The following is a 16,772-nucleotide window of genomic DNA, read 5'->3' as shown; positions in this document are numbered from 1 at the left end:
GCAGCCATCGCCGGCAAGCCGGCTCCCACAGATACAGCGCTGGGCTCAGGCGCTACGCCTGGCCTGTGGGAGCCAGCTTGCCGGCGATGAGCCGCGTAGCGGCTCCTTGTCGTTTACTTCTTCGCCGCCCAGGCGTTGAAGCGTTGCTCCAGCTGCTCGCTGTTGTCAGCCCAGAAGCCCACGTCGATCTGCACCTGGTTGGCAATGTTTTCAGGCGTGGTCGGCATGTCTTTCTTCACCTCGTCCGACAGCAGGCTCACGGCCCTGGAGTTGGCCGGGCCGTAGGCGATGTTCTCGGAGTAGGTTTTCTGCTGCTCGGGCTGAACGCTGTAGGCGATGAACTTCTTCGCCTCTTCGACGTTCTTGGCGCCTTTTGGAATTGCCCAGGCATCGAAGTCGTAGATGCCGCCGTTCCACACCACCTTGAGGTTGCTCTCTTTCTGCACGGCGGCGATCCGGCCGTTATAGGCCGAGCTCATGACCACGTCGCCCGAGGCCAGGAACTGCGGCGGTTGGGCGCCGGCTTCCCACCACTGAATGCTGGGTTTGAGTTCATCGAGCTTCTTGAAGGCGCGGTCTTGGCCTTCCTTGGTTGCCAGCACCTTGTACACATCCTTGGGCGCAACGCCGTCGGCCATCAAGGCGAATTCCATCGTGTACTTGGCACCTTTGCGCAGGCCACGTTTGCCCGGGAACTGCTTGGTGTCCCAGAAATCGGCCCAGCTGGTAGGCGCAGTCTTGAGCTTGTCGGCGTTGTAGGCCAATACCGTCGACCAGACGAAGAAGCCCACGCCGCATTGCTGGATGGCACCCGGCACATAGTCGGCTGCATCGCCGAACAGCGCAGGGTCGAGTTCTTCGAACATGCCCTCGTCGCACCCGCGAGACAGCTCTGGCGACTCGACTTCCACCAGGTTCCAGGACACGCTCTTGGTGTCGACCATGGCCTTGACCTTGGCCATTTCACCGTTGTACTCACCGGCGACGATCTTACCGTTACCCGCCTTTTCCCAAGGCTCGTAGAACGCCTTGACCTGGGCGGCCTTGTTGGCGCCACCGAAAGAGATCACCGTCAGGTCGGCCGCCATGGCCTGGCCAGCGGCGAACAGCCCCAGGGCCAGGGCGGTCAGTTTCAACTGCTTGCGCATTATTATTCTCTCCACAGTACAGGGTTGGTGAAGCAATCCATCAATGGGCTTCGGCAATCGGATCGAGCGCGCGGGCGTGCTCCACCTCCCAGCCCAGCGGTACCACATCGCCCACGGCCAGCGCCGGGTCGAGCTCGGCGATCGGCTGCTTCACGAAGAAGTCGGCCTTGCCACAGACTTCCAGGCGTACCCGTACGTGGTCGCCCAGGTAAATGAACTCGGCCACACGGCCAGAGAAGCGGTTGACGCAATTTTCGCTGTGGCCATTGAGGCGCACCCGTTCCGGGCGGATCGACAAGGTCACCGGCTCGCCGGCCTGGCCGACATTCACCGCCAGCGCCTCGACCCGCTCGCCCCGCGCCAGCTGCACCTGGCAGCGATGGCCATCACTGGCCAGCAGGGTGCCGTTGATGCGGTTGTTCTCACCGATGAAGTTGGCGACGAAGGTGTTGCACGGCTTTTCATAGAGGGTGCGTGGGTCGGCGATCTGCTGGATTTCGCCCTGGTGGAACACCGCCACCCGGTCAGACATGGTCAGCGCCTCGCCCTGGTCGTGGGTCACATACACCACAGTCACCCCCAGGCGCTGGTGGATATGCTTGATCTCCATCTGCATGTGTTCACGCAGCTGCTTGTCGAGTGCGCCCAGGGGTTCGTCCATCAGCACCAGCTGTGGCTCGAACACCAGGGCCCGCGCCAGGGCCACCCGCTGCTGCTGGCCACCGGACAGCTGGCCGGGGTAGCGCTTGGCGAAGGCATTGAGCTGCACCATGTTGAGCACACGCTTGACCCGCTCGCTGATGTCGGTCTTGCTCAGGTTGCGCACGGTCAGCGGGAAGGCCAGGTTCTCGGCCACGGTCATGTGCGGGAACAGCGCGTAGTTCTGGAACACCATGCCGATGTCGCGCTTGTGCGGCGGCACGTTGTTGATCGAGCGCCCGGCCAGCTGGATCTCGCCGGCGGTGGGGGTTTCGAAACCGGCCAGCATCATCAGGCTGGTGGTCTTGCCCGAGCCGGACGGGCCGAGCAAGGTGAGGAACTCGCCCTTGCGGATGTCCAGGTTGAGGTCTTTGACGATCAGCGACTCGCCGTCGTAGCTCTTCTGCACACCACGGAAGCTGACCAGCGTTTCGCTGGTTGCAGCGTTCGAATTCGCCTCGCTCATGCCTGCACCTTCTTGTTGGATGACTGCGTAGGCAAAGACTAGACAAGACGCAAACGCCCGAAAATCGGGGGTACTGAGAGAATGCCATCATCCAGATGGAAGATTCTGTGTAGGGATTGCCCTACAAGAATGACGGGATTGGAATAGACCTCAGGCACACCACTTCACCTTGTGGGAGCGGGCTTGCCCCGCGAATGCGCCACCCCAGGCAATGAGGTTGAGCTTGCCGGCCCTTTCGCGGGGCAAGCCCGCTCCCACAGTACTCGCTCATTGCCAACCGTCAGGCCATGTCGCAACCAGAACACTCAGACCAGCTTGTGCTCCATGGCGTACTTCACCAGTTCCGCCAGCGAGTTCACCTTGAGCTTCTGCATCAACCGCGCCTTATGGGTACTGATAGTCTTGCTCGACAGCGCCAGTTGCTGGGCAATGTCGTTGACGTTGGCGCCCTGGGCCAGGCGCTCGAACACCGAAAATTCCCGCTCCGAGAGCAGGGTGTGCAACGGCCGGGACTCGGTCAGGCCCACCTCGAAGACCATGCGGTCGGCCAGCGCTGGGTCGATGTAGCGCCCGCCCCCGGCAACCCGCCGAATAGCGGTCAGCAACAAGGCAGGGTCACTGTCCTTGGTGGCATAACCTGCGGCACCGGCCTTGAGCGCCCGCGCCGCCATCTGCGCCTCGTCATGCATCGACAGCATCAGGATCGCCGGAGGGTCGTTCAGGGCGCGGATTCTGGGGATGGCCTCAAGGCCGCTGACGCCGGGCATCGAGATATCCAGCAACACCACTTCACACGGCATATGGCGCAAGGCTTCGAGCAACTGCTCGCCATTGCCGGCCTCGCCCACCACTTGCATGTCCTTGGCCAGGCCAATCAATTGCTTGATGCCTTCACGGACAATGGTGTGGTCTTCCGCCACCAGCACTCGAATCACGATCGGTCTCCTACTCCAACGGAATGGCCACGCTCAGGCTGGTGCCCTCGCCCGGTTCACTGTCCAGCGTCATGCTGCCACCCAGCATCAGCACGCGCTCGCGCACGCCCACCAGGCCGAACGAGGTGGGCCGGGTCTGATCGCGGCAAAAACCCGTGCCGTCGTCGCTGACGGTCATGCGCAATTGCCCCGCTTCACGCACCAGCTCGATCTCTACGCTGTGCGCCTGGGCATGGCGCATGACGTTGGTCAGCGCCTCCTGAAGGATACGAAACAGCCCGGTCGCCTTGGCATCACTCAATGCTGGCAGATTATCCGGTACCTGCACCAGGCAGGGAATCTGTGTACGCGCCTCGAAACGCCGTGCTTGCCACTCGATGGCCGAGGCGATACCGGCGTCGAGAATGGGCGGGCGCAATGCCGTGGCCACATCGCGCACCAGCTGGAACAGCTGCGCGATCAGGCGCTTCATGCTCGACAAACGCTCGTTAAGGCCCGGGTCCAGCTCGGCAAAGGCCAGCTCACACATCGAGACTTCGAGCTTGAGCACGGTCAGCATCTGCCCCAGCTCATCGTGCACTTCGCGGGCGATGCGGGCCTTTTCTTCTTCGCGCACGCTCTCCAGGTGCGCCGACAGTTCGCGCAGTTGCTCTTGGGAGCGCGCCAACGCCAGTTCTGCCCGCTTGCCCTGGGTGATGTCCCAGACAATACCGTCCCACACCACCCGGCCATCGGCCAGGCGCCGGGTACTGGCCTTGATGTCGGCCCAACGCTGTTCCCCCTGGCGCGTGAGGATGCGCCCTTGCCAGGACCAGTCCTGGTTGCTGGCCAGGGCCAGGTCCTGCACCCGGTGATAGTCGCTGCGGTCTTCGGGGTGCACCAGGTTGCGCAGGCCCATGTGGGGGTGCTGGATTTCGGCAGGTGCGTAGCCGACCAAGGCCTCGCTGCCTTCGCTAATGTAGGGGAACTCCAGGTCGCCTTCGGCCGGGTCACGTTCCAGCCGGAACACCAGCCCCGGCACGTTGCCGGCGATGCCTTTGAGGCGCGCTTCACTTTCGCGCAGCGCTGCCAGTGCGCGGTGGCGCTCGGTGACATCAGCGATGTACACCACCAGGTACTCGGCATCACGAAAACGCAGGAAGCTTAACGAAAGCTCCACCGGCAACACGCTGAGGTCGGCGCGCTGGCAGTGGGTCTCGAATTGCCCCACACCCCCTTCCCCCGCCCGCGCGCCGCGCCAAAGCTCCAACCAGCGGTCCATGTTCAGGTTTGGCTCGAAGTCGCTCAGCGGGCGCTCCAGCAACGCGCCCTCACCATAGCCCAGCATGCGCTCTGCGGCATGGTTGGCATAACGGACATGGCTGTCCCAATTGACCCACAAAATGCCCACGGTGCTCTGGTCGATGGCGAACTGGCTCAGCCGCAGCGCCTCTTCACGCACTTGGCGCTCAGCCAGGTTCTCACGGGTGGCCAGCAGGCTACGTTCCAGTTGGCGCTGCTGGCGGCGCTGCCAGATCAACGTGGCCAGCGCACACAGCAACAACATGCCAAACAGCATGGCGAGGTTTTGCCAGAAGCCTGCCGACTCGCTCAAGCGTGGGTACTTGGGTTGCAACCAGCGTTGGTGAAGTTGCTCCAAGGCCTTGGCCGGCATGGCCTGCAGGCCCCGTTCGAGCACGTCGGCCAGCAACGGCCAGTCGCGCCGCGAACCCACCCGCAGCAGCTGCGGCAGGCCAATATCGCCAACCACCGCCAGCTCGCCGAACTCGCTTTCACGCGACAGGCGGCTGAGCTGGGCTTCATCGAGCACCGCGTAGCTGGCCTGGCCACCGACGATCAACTGCAAGGCCTCGCGCTCGTTGGGCACGCCCTGCAAGTTGAGCGTGCCGTAGTTGCTGCGCAGGTAGTCCGCCAACGGGCTGGGCATGCGCACCGCGACGCGCTGATCGGGTTCGAGTTTTTCCAGCTCGACGGCCATGGCGCCTGTGCGTGGGCCGACCACCAACTGTGGCACGCGCATGTACGGGTCGCTGAACAGCCACAGGCGCAGGCTTGCCGGGGTTTGTGTCAGGCCGGGGGCGAAATCGATTTCACCGGCCTGCAACGCGTGCTCGAGGCTGGCCTGGTCGGCAAAGTTGCGCCAGGTGAGGTCCAGCCTCAGTGCCTGCGCCAACGCGTTCACCAACTCGACGTTGGCCCCGTACAGTTGCTGCAAGCGCCGGTCGAACTGCGCATAAGGCGCTTGCAGCACCAGGCCGACGCGCAGGCTGCGGTGGGTGTCCAACCACTGCTGTTGCGCGGGCTCAAGGGCAACGCTCGGCACGGTTTCAGGCCTTGCCAAGGCGATCAAGGGTAGCCACAAGCAGCCGATAACCAACAGGCGACGCATTCGCTTCATCTACACGCTCGTCTTGGCAAGGGCGGCCCTAACATGGCCGTCACGGGCAAATACTATTAGGCTGCCGGTATCATTCTGGCCTTGGGTTGACGCATGTCCACACTTTATCGCACGACGCTGGCAATGTGCTGCCTAGCCTCGATCCTTCCGCTCGGCGCCATGGCCGCCGACGCTGAAAAACCACCGACCACCGCCGAGGCCCCACCGGCCGAAGCCACCCGCCCGCCCCTGCTGGAACGCAGCCAGGAAGACGCCCTGGCCCTGGAACGCCTGGTACCCAAGGCCGAGCAGCAAACCCTGCAGGCAGGTGCCGAAAGCTTCCTGGCACTGTGGAAGCCGGCCAACAGCAACGACCCCAAAGGTGCGGTGATCCTCGTGCCCGGTGCCGGTGAAACGGCCGACTGGCCGAACGCCGTCGGCCCGTTGCGGCGCAAGTTCCCCGATGTGGGCTGGCACAGCCTCAGCGTCAGCCTGCCCGACCTGCTTACCGACAGCCCGCAGGCGCGTGTCGAAGCCAAGCCCGCAACGGCCCCTGCCAAGGACGAGGGCGAAACAGCCCCCGCCAAAGACACACCGACCGATGCCAATGCCAACGTCGCCCAGGCGACTGCCGCCGACCCCGACACGGCAGAAAGCACCGATGCCGCACAGGCCAGCGAGCAGAATGACCCGGCCGACGCCGAACGTATCTTCGCCCGCCTCGACGCGGCGGTGGCTTACGCGCAACAGCATGACTCACGCAGCATCGTGCTGATCGGCCATGGCAGTGGCGCGTACTGGGCAGCCCGCTACCTGAGCGAGAAACAACCCGCGCAGGTGCAAAAGCTGGTGATGATCGCCGCGCAGACGCCGGCCCGGGTGGAACATGACCTGGAAAGCCTCGCGCCGACCCTCAAGGTGCCGACCGCCGACGTGTATTACGCCACCCGCACGGGCGATCGCCGTGCAGCGGAACTGCGCTTGCAGGCCAGCAAACGGCAGAAGGACAGCCAGTACCGCCAGTTGTCGCTGATTGCCATGCCCGGTAACAAGGCCGCTGAACAGGAACAATTGTTCCGCCGGGTGCGCGGGTGGATGAACCCGCAAGAGTGAGCTGAAATCGATGGGGGTGCTTTGCACCCCTTTCGCGACACAAGGCCGCTCCCACAAGTTCGCGCAAAGCCCGAGGGATGCACAGCACTTGTGGGAGCGGCCTTGCGCCGCGAAAAGGGGCGCAAAGCGCCCCCGCTTTTCTACAAACCCCGCCGCTTGCGAATCAGCGCATACGCCTGATGCAACTCCCGGGTCCGCTCGGTCGCTGCACGCACCTGGGCATCCGTGGCACCGCTGCCCGCCAGCTTGTCCGGGTGATGGCGGCTAACCAGCCGGCGATAAGCCTGCTTGACCTTGTCGCCCTCGGTATCTGCCTCCACGGCCAGCAGGCGCATGGCTGCCGCGTAGGTCATGGTGCCGCCGTCCAGCCCGGACTTGCGCGGCTCGTACTCAAGCGACATGGCTTGCACCTGCCGCCGGCTCAAGCCCAGCGTCTGCCCCCAGTCCAACAGCAAGTCGCGCTCTTTGGCGCCGACCTTGCCGTCGGCCCAGACCATGCGCCAACAGGCGCGCAAGGTCCCTTCGGCGGCGTGCGGCTGCTCGCGGATACGACGCAGATGGCCGGCCAGTCGGTCCTTGCCGGCCTTGCCGCGGTTGAACGCGGCAATCGCCCGCAGCCGGGCCGCGTCGGCCAGGTCCAGGCGCACCATCTCTTGGCGTGCCTGCTGAATATGCTGCTCGGCAACCCGGCCATCGCACTTGGCCAGCCTGCCCAGCAGCACGAACAGCAATTCTTCGTCACGCAAGGCCGGGCGCCCGCCCAAGCGCTCGCGCAGGTCCTCCCAGCCGCGCACCTGCAGGCGCCGGTCCATGGCCTGCCCTACCAGGGCACCGAGCAGGGCGCCCGGGATGCTGGCGACGGCAAAACCGGCACCGGCACCTATTACCGTGCTTGGCCACCACATGTCAGGCGCGCTCGCCGATCAGGCGTTCAGCCTGCGCCAGGCGCTCGAGCGTACCGACGTCGACCCAATGGCCACGGTAGTGCTCACCACTGACCTTGCCCTGCGCCATGGCCTGACGCAGCAGGGGTGCCAGCTTGAAAGCACCCGGCTGGCAACCGGCGAACAACGCCGGGTCCAGCACCGACAGGCCACTGAAGGTCAGGGTACCCGGTGCGTCGTCGCCATCCACGACCTGCTGGGCTACCAGGCGGAAGTCGCCACGGCCGTGATGGCCAGGGTTGTCGACCAGCACCAGATGCGCCAGGCCCGCAAGCGGCGCTTTCAGGCGAGCGAAATCGTAGTCGGTCCAGACGTCACCATTGATCAGCAGAAACGGCGCCTCGCCCAGCAACGGCAGGGCCTTGAAGATCCCGCCACCGGTTTCCAGCGGCTCGCCCTCGGGTGAATAGCGGATGCTCAGGCCGAAGCGGCTGCCATCGCCCAGGTGGTCTTCGATCTGCTGGCCGAGCCAGGCATGGTTGATCACCACCTCGGTAACCCCCGCAGCCGCCAAGGCACGCAGGTGGTATTCGATCAGCGGCTGACCGGCGACGGGCAACAGGGGTTTGGGGGTATGCAAGGTCAAAGGGCGCATGCGCTCGCCCTTGCCTGCCGCCAGGATCATCGCCTTCATGCACGCGCTCCGGCCTGGAGTTCCGCGATCAGTTCACCCAGCTCCGCCAACTCGGGGCGGCGCTGGATCACTTCATCTATATAGGCGAAGAAGCGCGGGACGTCTGTCAGGTAGCGTGGCTTGCCGTCGCGGTGGCAGATGCGGGCGAAAATACCGATGACCTTGAGGTGGCGCTGCACGCCCATCAGGTCGCTGGCGCGGTGGAACGCCTCGAAGTCGGCCTGTACCGGAATGCCGGCCGCCTGCGCCTTTTGCCAGTAATCCCGCAGCCAGGCTTCGACACGGGCCTGTGGCCAGCTGAGGAAGGCATCCTTGAACAGGCAGGTGATGTCATAGGTGACCGGGCCGTAAACGGCGTCCTGGAAGTCCAGCACACCTGGGTTTGGCGTGCTCTGCATCAGGTTGCGCGGCATGTAGTCGCGGTGCACCAGCACCTTGGGCTGGGCCAGGGCACTGTCGATCAGCGCCTGGCTCACACGCTGCCAGGTGGCTTGCTGGGCTTCGGTGAGGGTCAGGCCAAGCGCCCGCCCGACGTACCACTCCGGGAACAGTTCGACTTCACGGCGCAGCAGGGCGTCGTCATAGCTCGGCAATGGCGCGTTCATCGGCAGGCGCTGGAACGCCAGCAGCGCATCAATGGCGTCACTGAACAGAGCATCGGCGTTGTCGGCATCAATGATGTCCAGGTATGTCTGATGGCCCAGGTCGTCCAGCAGCAGGAAGCCGCGCTCCAGGTCTTCGGCATGGATCACTGGCACATGCACACCGGCACTGGCCAGCAGGTGATCGATGGCGACGAACGGTCGGCAGTTCTCCTGCGGCGGCGGGGCGTCCATGATCACGAAACTGCGCCCAGCGCCCTGCCAGCGGAAGTAGCGACGGAAGCTCGCATCGCTACTGGCGGCCGTCAGGCTACCTGCTGGCACTTCGCCCCAGGCGTTTTTCAGAAAAAGATTGTTGAGCTGCTCATCGAGCCAGACAGTCAGTTGTTGCAAGCGTACATCGTGATCAGGCATTACAAGGGTCTCCGACGGCCCTAGCCGTCAAGCGGGTCATGCTTTATTATCCAGCATCTTTTTCAGACCATCGAGAGGCGTGCGGCCCCACACGCGGGCAGATGGCACGCAGGAAGCCCGGACTAATAAGATGGCATTGAAATCCCCCGCGTTTCGTAGAAAGTTTCCGTTGCTGGTCACCGGCGGTTTGCTGGCACTGCAACCTCTGGCCACGTCGTACGTCGTGGCAGCCGAACAGTTCGACTGCCAAGTGTCCGCCTCCGGCGGTTGGGACTGCAAGCCCAAGACTCCAGTCAACAACCTGCCGCCGCGTCCGGTGCACGAGGGTGCTGCCCTCAGTTCCGGCACCGAGGCCCAGGCGGCCGAGGCCGAAACCGCGGACAAACCGATGCTGGTCACCGAGGCCAAGGGCCGTGGCCTGAAGTCGCGCAGCGAAGACTACAGCCACCTGGACTGGGTCCCCCGTGACAAGCTCACCGCAGCCCAGCTGGCCGAAACCGGCCCGTACTGCGGTGGCGCGTACATCGAGCCGACCCGCCCAGGCATGGCCGACACCACGCCCAAGGACGAATCGCCGACCTACATCAATGCCAAGGTTTCCAAGTACCAGCAGGAGCAGCAGATCGCTACCCTCGCCGGTAACGTGGTCATGCGCCAAGGCAGCATGCAGGCCGAGGCCGACGAGGCCAACCTCTACCAGACCGAGAACCGTGGCGAGCTCAAGGGCAACGTCAAGATCCGTGACAACGGCTCGCTGGTAGTGGGTGACGAGGCGCAGATCCAGCTCGACACGGGTGAAGCCCAGGTCGACAACGCCGAATACGTGATGCACAAGTCGCACATTCGCGGCAACGCCCTGTACGCCAAGCGTGGCGAAAACGCCATCATCCGTCTAAAAGACGGTACGTACACCACCTGCGAACCGGGCAGCAACGCCTGGCAGCTGAAGGGCAACAACATCACCCTGAACCCGGCGACCGGCTTCGGTACCGCGACCAACGTTACCTTGCGGGTCAAGGATTTCCCGGTGTTCTACACACCGTACATCTACTTCCCGATCGACGACCGTCGCCAGTCCGGCTTCCTGCCGCCGTCGTTCAGCAGCAGCAGCGACACCGGCTTCATGCTGGTCACGCCGTACTACTTCAACCTGGCGCCCAACTATGACGCCACGTTGTACCCGCGCTACATGACCAAGCGCGGCCTGCTGATGGAAGGTGAGTTCCGTTACCTGACCCCATCCAGCGAAGGCCAGTTCGGCGGCGCGTACCTGAACGACAAGGACGACGACCGTAAAGACCAGACTGACTACAAAGATCAGCGCTGGATGGTCAACTGGCAGCACAAGGGCGGGCTGGACGAGCGCCTGATGACCGAGGTGGACTACACCGACATCAGCGACCCGTTCTACTTCCAGGACCTGGAGTCCGACCAGATCGGCGTCGAAAGCCGTGACCTGCTCAACCAGCAGGGTGCACTGACCTACCGTGGCGACAGCTATACCGCACGGTTGAACGTGCATGCCTACGAGATGGCGACCATCTCGCAAATCACGCCGTATGACCGTCTGCCGCAGATCACCCTCAATGGCGCACTGCCGTTCCAGCCGGGTGGTTTGAATTTTGGGTATGAGACTGAAGCGGTTCGCTTTGATCGTGACCTGAAAAACGACTTCGTACTCGACAAAGATGGCAACCCTGACGCAAGTGCCGGCGTTCCTGGCCGTCGACTGGACGAGAACATCTTCGGTGTTGCCCGCGCCAACGGCACGCGACTGAACGTTGCCCCGTCCATGAGCTTGCCTATGCAAGCCAGCTACGGCTACATCACGCCGAAGCTTAAGTACATGTACACCCACTATGACCTCGATCTGGATGGCAAGGGCAAGAGCGACATCGCCAACAACCCAGCCTCGGTCGCGCTCAACGGCGACTTCAACAGCAGCCTGAACCGCGATGTTCCGATTTTCAGCGTCGACAGCGGCCTGTACTTCGATCGCAACACGTCGATGTTCGGTACCAACTACCGCCAGACCCTCGAACCGCGCATGTTCTACCTCTACGTCCCTTACGAGGACCAGAAGGACATCCCGCTGTTCGACTCGGGCGAAACCCTGTTCAGCTACGACTCGCTGTTCCGCGACAACCGCTTCAGCGGTACCGACCGCATCGGCGACGAGAACAAGCTGTCGCTGGGCGTGACCACGCGCTGGATCGAAGACAACGGCTTCGAGCGTCAGAGCTTCAGCATCGGTCAGGCGCTGTACTTCAAGGACCGCAAGGTCCAACTGCCAGGCATCGACTACCGCACCCGCAAGGACTCGCAGTCTGACGTGTCGCCGTACGCACTGCTGTACAGCTACAACTTCAACCGCGACTGGCGCTTCAATTCGGACTTCAACTGGGACCCGGACAGCCGCAGCACCCGCTCGGGCAGCGCGATGTTCCACTACCAGCCTGAAGACAATCCGAACAAGATCGTCAACCTCGGCTACCGCTACCGCAACGACACCATTGCCTACGACTCGACCACGGGTACCTGGAAAGTGGGTGGCGGCGACTACGGCACGCCCGGTGATCCGAACTACATCAAGGATTACTACAAGATCCAACAGCATGACTTCTCGGTCATCTGGCCGATCGTTCCACAGTGGAGCGTGATCGCTCGCTGGCAGCATGACTACAACCGCAACCGCACCCTGGAAGCCATGGGCGGTTTCGAATACGACAACTGCTGCTGGAAGCTGCGCCTGGTCAACCGTTACTGGATCGACTACGACGACTTCAGCCAGGCACTCCCGCAGAACGAAAAAGGCGACCACGGTATCTTCCTGCAGATCGTGCTGAAAGGCCTCGGTGGTGTAGTAGGCAACAAGGTCGAATCTTTCCTCGACGAAGGCATTCAAGGTTACCGTACACGTGAAGACCAAGCTTATTGATCGTCTGCGCCCAGTGTTGCTGGGCGCTGCATTGCTGAGTGGCGCGGTGCATGCCGCGGTACAACCCCTGGACAAAGTGGTGGCCATCGTCGACAACGACGTGGTCATGCAGAGCCAACTGGACCAGCGCGTCCACGAAGTTCAGCAAACCATCGCCAAGCGTGGCGCCGGCGTGCCACCGACCAGCGCTCTGGAACAGCAGGTGCTCGAGCGCCTGATCGTCGAGAACCTGCAGCTGCAGATCGGCGAGCGCTCCGGTATCCGCATCACCGATGAGGAGCTGAACCAGGCCATTGGCACCATTGCCCAGCGCAACGGCATGTCGCTGGACCAGTTCCGCGCAGCCCTCGCCCATGATGGTCTGTCGTTCGACGACGCGCGCGAGCAGGTGAAGCGCGAAATGATCATCAGCCGCGTGCGTCAGCGCCGTGTGGCCGAGCGCATTCAGGTTTCCGAGCAGGAAGTGAAAAACTACCTGAACTCGGACCTGGGCAAGATGCAGCTCTCGGAAGAGTACCGCCTGGCCAACATCCTCATCCCGACCCCGGAAGCCGCCAATTCGGACGACATCCAGAAAGCGGCGCGCAAGGTCGGTGAGCTCTACCAGCAACTGCGCCAGGGCGCGGACTTCGGCCAGGTGGCGATTGCCAACTCGGCCAGCGAAAACGCCCTTGAGGGTGGTGAAATGGGCTGGCGTAAAGCCGGCCAGCTGCCACCTGACTTCGCCAAGATGCTCAGCAACATGTCGGTCGGCGACATCACCCAGCCAATCCGCATCCCCAACGGCTTCATCCTGCTCAAGCTCGAGGAGAAGCGTGGTGGCGGCGAGAACGTGCTGCGTGACGAAGTGCATGTCCGCCACATCCTGATCAAGCCGAGCGAAATCCGCAGCGAAGCGGCCACCAAGCAGCTGGCCGAGCGCCTGTACGACCGTATTCAGAACGGCGAAGACTTCGGCGAGCTGGCGAAGAGCTTCTCGGAAGACCCGGGCTCCGCACTCAACGGCGGCGACCTCAACTGGGTCGACCCGAACAGCCTGGTACCGGAGTTCCGCGAGCAGATGGCCACCGCCCAGCAAGGTGTGGTGACCAAGCCGTTCAAAACCCAGTACGGCTGGCATGTTCTGGAAGTGCTGGGCCGCCGCGCCACCGACAGCACCGAGCAGGCACGCGAGCAGCAGGCCATGAATGTGCTGCGCAACCGCAAGTACGACGAAGAGCTGCAGACCTGGCTGCGCCAGATCCGCGACGAAGCCTACGTTGAAATCAAGCTGCCTGGCGCCGACCAGGCCGCCCAGTGAAGCCCCTGCGCTTCGCCGTCACCCCCGGCGAGCCAGCTGGCATAGGTCCTGACCTGTGCTTGCTGCTCGCCGCAGACGCCCAGCCCCACCCCCTGATCGCCATCACCAGCCGTGACCTGCTCGCCGAGCGGGCCACGCAGCTGGGGCTGGCCGTCAACCTGCTGCCGGTAGCGCCGGGGCACTGGCCCGACCAGCCCGCGCCTGCGGGCAGCCTGTACGTGTGGGATACGCCCTTGGCCACCGCCGTGACGGCAGGGCAACTGGACAAGGCCAATGCTGGCTTCGTATTGGAAACCCTGACCCGCGCCGGCAACGGCTGCCTCGACGGGCATTTCGCCGGGATGATCACCGCCCCGGTGCACAAGGGTGTGATCAACGAAAGCGGCATTGCCTTCTCCGGGCATACCGAGTTTCTGGCCGAGCTGACCCACACCGCACAGGTGGTGATGATGCTGGCGACCCGTGGCCTGCGCGTGGCCCTGGTGACCACGCACTTGCCACTGCGCGACATTGCCGACGCCATCACGGCCGAACGCGTCGAGCGTGTCACCCGCATCCTGCATGCCGACATGCGCGACAAGTTCGGCATTGCCAACCCTCGCATCCTGGTGTGCGGCCTCAACCCGCACGCCGGAGAAGGCGGCCATCTGGGCCGCGAAGAAATCGACATCATCGAACCGACACTGGCCCGCCTGCGTGCCGAAGGCATGGACCTGCGCGGACCGCTGCCGGCCGATACCCTGTTTACCCCCAAATATCTGGAGCACTGCGACGCAGTGCTGGCGATGTACCACGACCAAGGCCTGCCTGTACTCAAGTACAAAGGTTTCGGCGCCGCAGTCAATGTGACCTTGGGCCTGCCGATCATCCGCACGTCGGTCGACCACGGCACCGCCCTGGACCTGGCCGGCACCGGCAAGGTCGACACCGGCAGCCTGCGGGTCGCGCTGGAAACCGCCTACCAGATGGCCGAGAACCGACCATGAACGAGCAATACCAACACCGGGCGCGCAAGCGCTTCGGCCAGAACTTCCTGCACGACGCCGGCATCATCGACCGCATCCTGCGCGCCATCAACGCCAAGGCAGGTGAACACCTGCTGGAAATCGGCCCGGGCCAGGGCGCCCTCACCGAGGGCCTGCTGGGCAGCGGCGCGCAATTGGACGTAGTGGAGCTGGACAAGGACCTGGTGCCGATCCTGCAGCACAAGTTTGCCGGGCGCGACAACTTCCGCCTGCACCAGGGCGACGCCCTGAAGTTCGACTTCAACCAGCTGGGTGTGCCACCGCGCAGCCTCAAGGTGGTCGGCAACCTGCCCTACAACATCTCCACCCCGCTGATCTTCCACCTGCTCAGCCATGCCGGCCTGATCCGCGACATGCACTTCATGCTGCAGAAGGAAGTGGTCGAGCGCATGGCCGCAGGCCCAGGTGGCGGTGATTGGGGCCGCCTGTCGATCATGGTGCAGTACCACTGCCGGGTCGAACACCTGTTCAACGTTGGCCCTGGCGCGTTCAACCCGCCGCCGAAGGTGGACTCGGCCATCGTGCGCCTGGTGCCACATGAAGTGCTGCCGTTCCCGGCCAAGGACCACCTGCTGCTGGAGCGTGTCGTTCGCGAAGCCTTCAACCAGCGCCGCAAGACACTGCGCAACACCCTTAAAGGCCTGCTCGACAGCCAGGCGATCGAAGCCGCTGGCGTAGATGGCAGCCTGCGGCCTGAACAGCTGGACCTGGCCGCCTTCGTGCGCCTGGCTGACCAGTTGGCCGATCAGCAAGCCTGATTAGCGCCTTTTACGGCCTCTTCGCGGTCCGACTTGCCCGCGAAGAGGCCGGCACTGCCACCCCACCCCGCCTGCACATACCTGCCCGCGACCACACCGCTGGCCCTCCCCCCCGCCAATGGCCTAGACTGCATTATTGCGTCAGTTCGCCCAAGGCCTTTGCATGTCCGATCCCCGTTACCAGATCGACGTCAGCGTCGTGACCCGTTACCTCAAAGAACAATCCGACCCCGAAAACAGTCGTTTCGCTTTCGCCTACACCATCACCGTGCAAAACAACGGTTCTGTCACAGCCAAGTTGCTGTCCCGGCACTGGCTGATCACCAACGGCGACGGTGAAGTCGAAGAAGTGCGCGGCGCCGGCGTGGTCGGCCAGCAACCTAACATCGACCCGGGCCAGAGCCACACCTACAGCAGCGGCGCGGTCATCAGCACCCGCGTGGGCACCATGCAGGGCAGCTACCAGATGTTCGCCGAAGACGGTAAACGCTTCGACGCCGAGATCGCGCCCTTCCGCCTGGCGGTACCTGGAGCCCTGCACTGATGGCAACGTACGCCGTCGGTGACCTGCAAGGCTGCCTGCAACCGCTCAAGTGCCTGCTCGAACGTGTTCGCTTCAACCCCGCCGTCGACCGCCTGTGGCTGGTCGGCGACCTGGTCAATCGTGGCCCCGAATCGCTGGAGACCCTGCGTTTCCTCTACTCGATCCGCCAGTCGCTGGTCTGCGTACTGGGCAACCATGACCTGCACCTGCTGGCCGCCTGGCACAACGTCGAACGCCTGAAAAAAAGCGACACCCTGCGCGAAATCATCGAAGCGCCGGATGCTGACCTGCTGTTCGACTGGCTGCGCCGGCAAAAACTGCTGCACTACGACGAGCCCCGCGGCATTGCCATGGTGCATGCCGGCATACCGCCACAATGGACCCTGGGCAGAGCCCTGGAGCTCGCCGCCGAAGTCGAGGAAGCACTGCGCGACGACGGCCGGCTCAAGCATTACCTCGACGGCATGTACGGCAACGAGCCCAACAAGTGGAGCAAGAACCTCACCGGCATCGAGCGCCTGCGGGTGATCACCAACTACCTCACGCGCATGCGCTTCTGCACGCCCGAGGGCAAGCTCGACCTCAAGAGCAAGGAAGGCCTGGGCACCGCCCCCAAAGGCTACAAGCCCTGGTATGCGCACAAGGACCGCCGTTCACGCCACGTGAAGATTATCTTCGGCCATTGGGCCGCCCTTGAAGGGCGCGTCGACGAACCCGGCATCATCGCCCTGGACACCGGTTGCGTGTGGGGCGGTGCCATGACCCTCTACAACGTCGACAGCGGTGAATACCATCGCTGTGACTGTTCCGACGACGGCACCGTACGCCCGCCGGCACAACCCACTAGAATCAACGATCAGCCCTGAAGGAAACCG

The 16,772-nt window shown here is 63.6% G+C and carries 14 protein-coding genes; 7 read left to right on the top strand and 7 right to left on the bottom strand.

Going from position 1 to position 16,772, the window contains the following annotated elements; all coding sequences use genetic code 11:
* Positions 1-113: 113 nt before the first annotated feature.
* The 4 genes from OO306_RS08595 to OO306_RS08580 all read right to left on the bottom strand — a co-directional run bounded on the left by OO306_RS08595 (position 114) and on the right by OO306_RS08580 (position 5,646).
* The gene (locus OO306_RS08595) at positions 114-1,148 is read right to left on the bottom strand and encodes an ABC transporter substrate-binding protein (protein WP_265968361.1); all 1,035 of its coding nucleotides are present in this window, start codon (positions 1,146-1,148) and stop codon (positions 114-116) included.
* 40 nt (positions 1,149-1,188) lie between these two features.
* Positions 1,189-2,313, bottom strand: a complete 1,125-nt coding sequence (locus OO306_RS08590) for an ABC transporter ATP-binding protein (protein WP_027594396.1) — start codon at positions 2,311-2,313, stop codon at positions 1,189-1,191.
* A 305-nt stretch (positions 2,314-2,618) separates the two neighbouring features.
* Positions 2,619-3,251: a response regulator transcription factor gene (locus OO306_RS08585; RefSeq protein ID WP_172960400.1), complete on the bottom strand. Its 633-nt coding sequence runs from the start codon at positions 3,249-3,251 to the stop codon at positions 2,619-2,621.
* A 7-nt stretch (positions 3,252-3,258) separates the two neighbouring features.
* On the bottom strand, positions 3,259-5,646 hold the full coding sequence (locus OO306_RS08580; RefSeq protein WP_265968360.1) for a transporter substrate-binding domain-containing protein: 2,388 nt from the start codon (positions 5,644-5,646) through the stop codon (positions 3,259-3,261).
* A 93-nt stretch (positions 5,647-5,739) separates the two neighbouring features.
* On the opposite strand from OO306_RS08580, the gene OO306_RS08575 reads away from it, so the two are divergent.
* Positions 5,740-6,738: an alpha/beta hydrolase family protein gene (locus tag OO306_RS08575; protein WP_265968359.1), complete on the top strand. Its 999-nt coding sequence runs from the start codon at positions 5,740-5,742 to the stop codon at positions 6,736-6,738.
* A 140-nt stretch (positions 6,739-6,878) separates the two neighbouring features.
* On the opposite strand, the gene OO306_RS08570 is transcribed toward OO306_RS08575, so the two are convergent.
* The 3 genes from OO306_RS08570 to OO306_RS08560 are packed head-to-tail and all read right to left on the bottom strand — an operon-like array spanning position 6,879 to position 9,332.
* Complete coding sequence (locus OO306_RS08570; protein ID WP_027594392.1) at positions 6,879-7,643, bottom strand: TerB family tellurite resistance protein; 765 nt, start codon at positions 7,641-7,643, stop codon at positions 6,879-6,881.
* Between the two features lies 1 nt (position 7,644).
* On the bottom strand, positions 7,645-8,316 hold the full coding sequence (gene murU / locus OO306_RS08565) for an N-acetylmuramate alpha-1-phosphate uridylyltransferase MurU (RefSeq protein WP_265968358.1): 672 nt from the start codon (positions 8,314-8,316) through the stop codon (positions 7,645-7,647).
* Entirely contained in the window at positions 8,313-9,332 is a 1,020-nt protein-coding gene (locus OO306_RS08560) for an aminoglycoside phosphotransferase family protein (RefSeq protein WP_265968357.1), read from the bottom strand. The genes murU and OO306_RS08560 overlap by 4 nt, the downstream gene beginning before the upstream one ends.
* Before the next feature lie 130 nt (positions 9,333-9,462).
* Between OO306_RS08560 and OO306_RS08555 the strand changes: the two genes are divergently transcribed.
* The 6 genes from OO306_RS08555 to OO306_RS08530 all read left to right on the top strand — a co-directional run bounded on the left by OO306_RS08555 (position 9,463) and on the right by OO306_RS08530 (position 16,763).
* A complete protein-coding gene (locus OO306_RS08555) occupies positions 9,463-12,270 on the top strand; it encodes an LPS-assembly protein LptD (protein WP_027594389.1) in 2,808 nt (935 codons plus the stop codon).
* Entirely contained in the window at positions 12,251-13,570 is a 1,320-nt protein-coding gene (surA, locus tag OO306_RS08550; RefSeq protein WP_027594388.1) for a peptidylprolyl isomerase SurA, read from the top strand. The genes OO306_RS08555 and surA overlap by 20 nt, the downstream gene beginning before the upstream one ends.
* Positions 13,567-14,556, top strand: coding sequence for a 4-hydroxythreonine-4-phosphate dehydrogenase PdxA (gene pdxA, locus OO306_RS08545; RefSeq protein WP_099428175.1), 990 nt, complete (start codon positions 13,567-13,569; stop codon positions 14,554-14,556). Before surA ends, pdxA begins: the two co-directional genes overlap by 4 nt.
* On the top strand, positions 14,553-15,353 hold the full coding sequence (rsmA, locus tag OO306_RS08540) for a 16S rRNA (adenine(1518)-N(6)/adenine(1519)-N(6))-dimethyltransferase RsmA (protein WP_027594386.1): 801 nt from the start codon (positions 14,553-14,555) through the stop codon (positions 15,351-15,353). Before pdxA ends, rsmA begins: the two co-directional genes overlap by 4 nt.
* Before the next feature lie 163 nt (positions 15,354-15,516).
* Positions 15,517-15,897, top strand: coding sequence for a Co2+/Mg2+ efflux protein ApaG (gene apaG / locus OO306_RS08535; protein ID WP_027594385.1), 381 nt, complete (start codon positions 15,517-15,519; stop codon positions 15,895-15,897).
* Positions 15,897-16,763 carry a symmetrical bis(5'-nucleosyl)-tetraphosphatase gene (locus OO306_RS08530; RefSeq protein ID WP_265968356.1) on the top strand — a complete coding sequence of 289 codons (867 nt, stop codon included), beginning with the start codon at positions 15,897-15,899 and terminating at the stop codon, positions 16,761-16,763. Before apaG ends, OO306_RS08530 begins: the two co-directional genes overlap by 1 nt.
* The last annotated feature ends 9 nt before the right edge of the window (positions 16,764-16,772 follow it).

Origin of the sequence: Pseudomonas sp. DCB_AW (assembly GCF_026240895.1) — a bacterium.
In the GTDB taxonomy this organism is placed as follows: domain Bacteria; phylum Pseudomonadota; class Gammaproteobacteria; order Pseudomonadales; family Pseudomonadaceae; genus Aquipseudomonas; species Aquipseudomonas kermanshahensis.
Note: the sequence above shows the minus strand (reverse complement) of the source record. Positions and strands in the feature narration are given on the sequence as shown.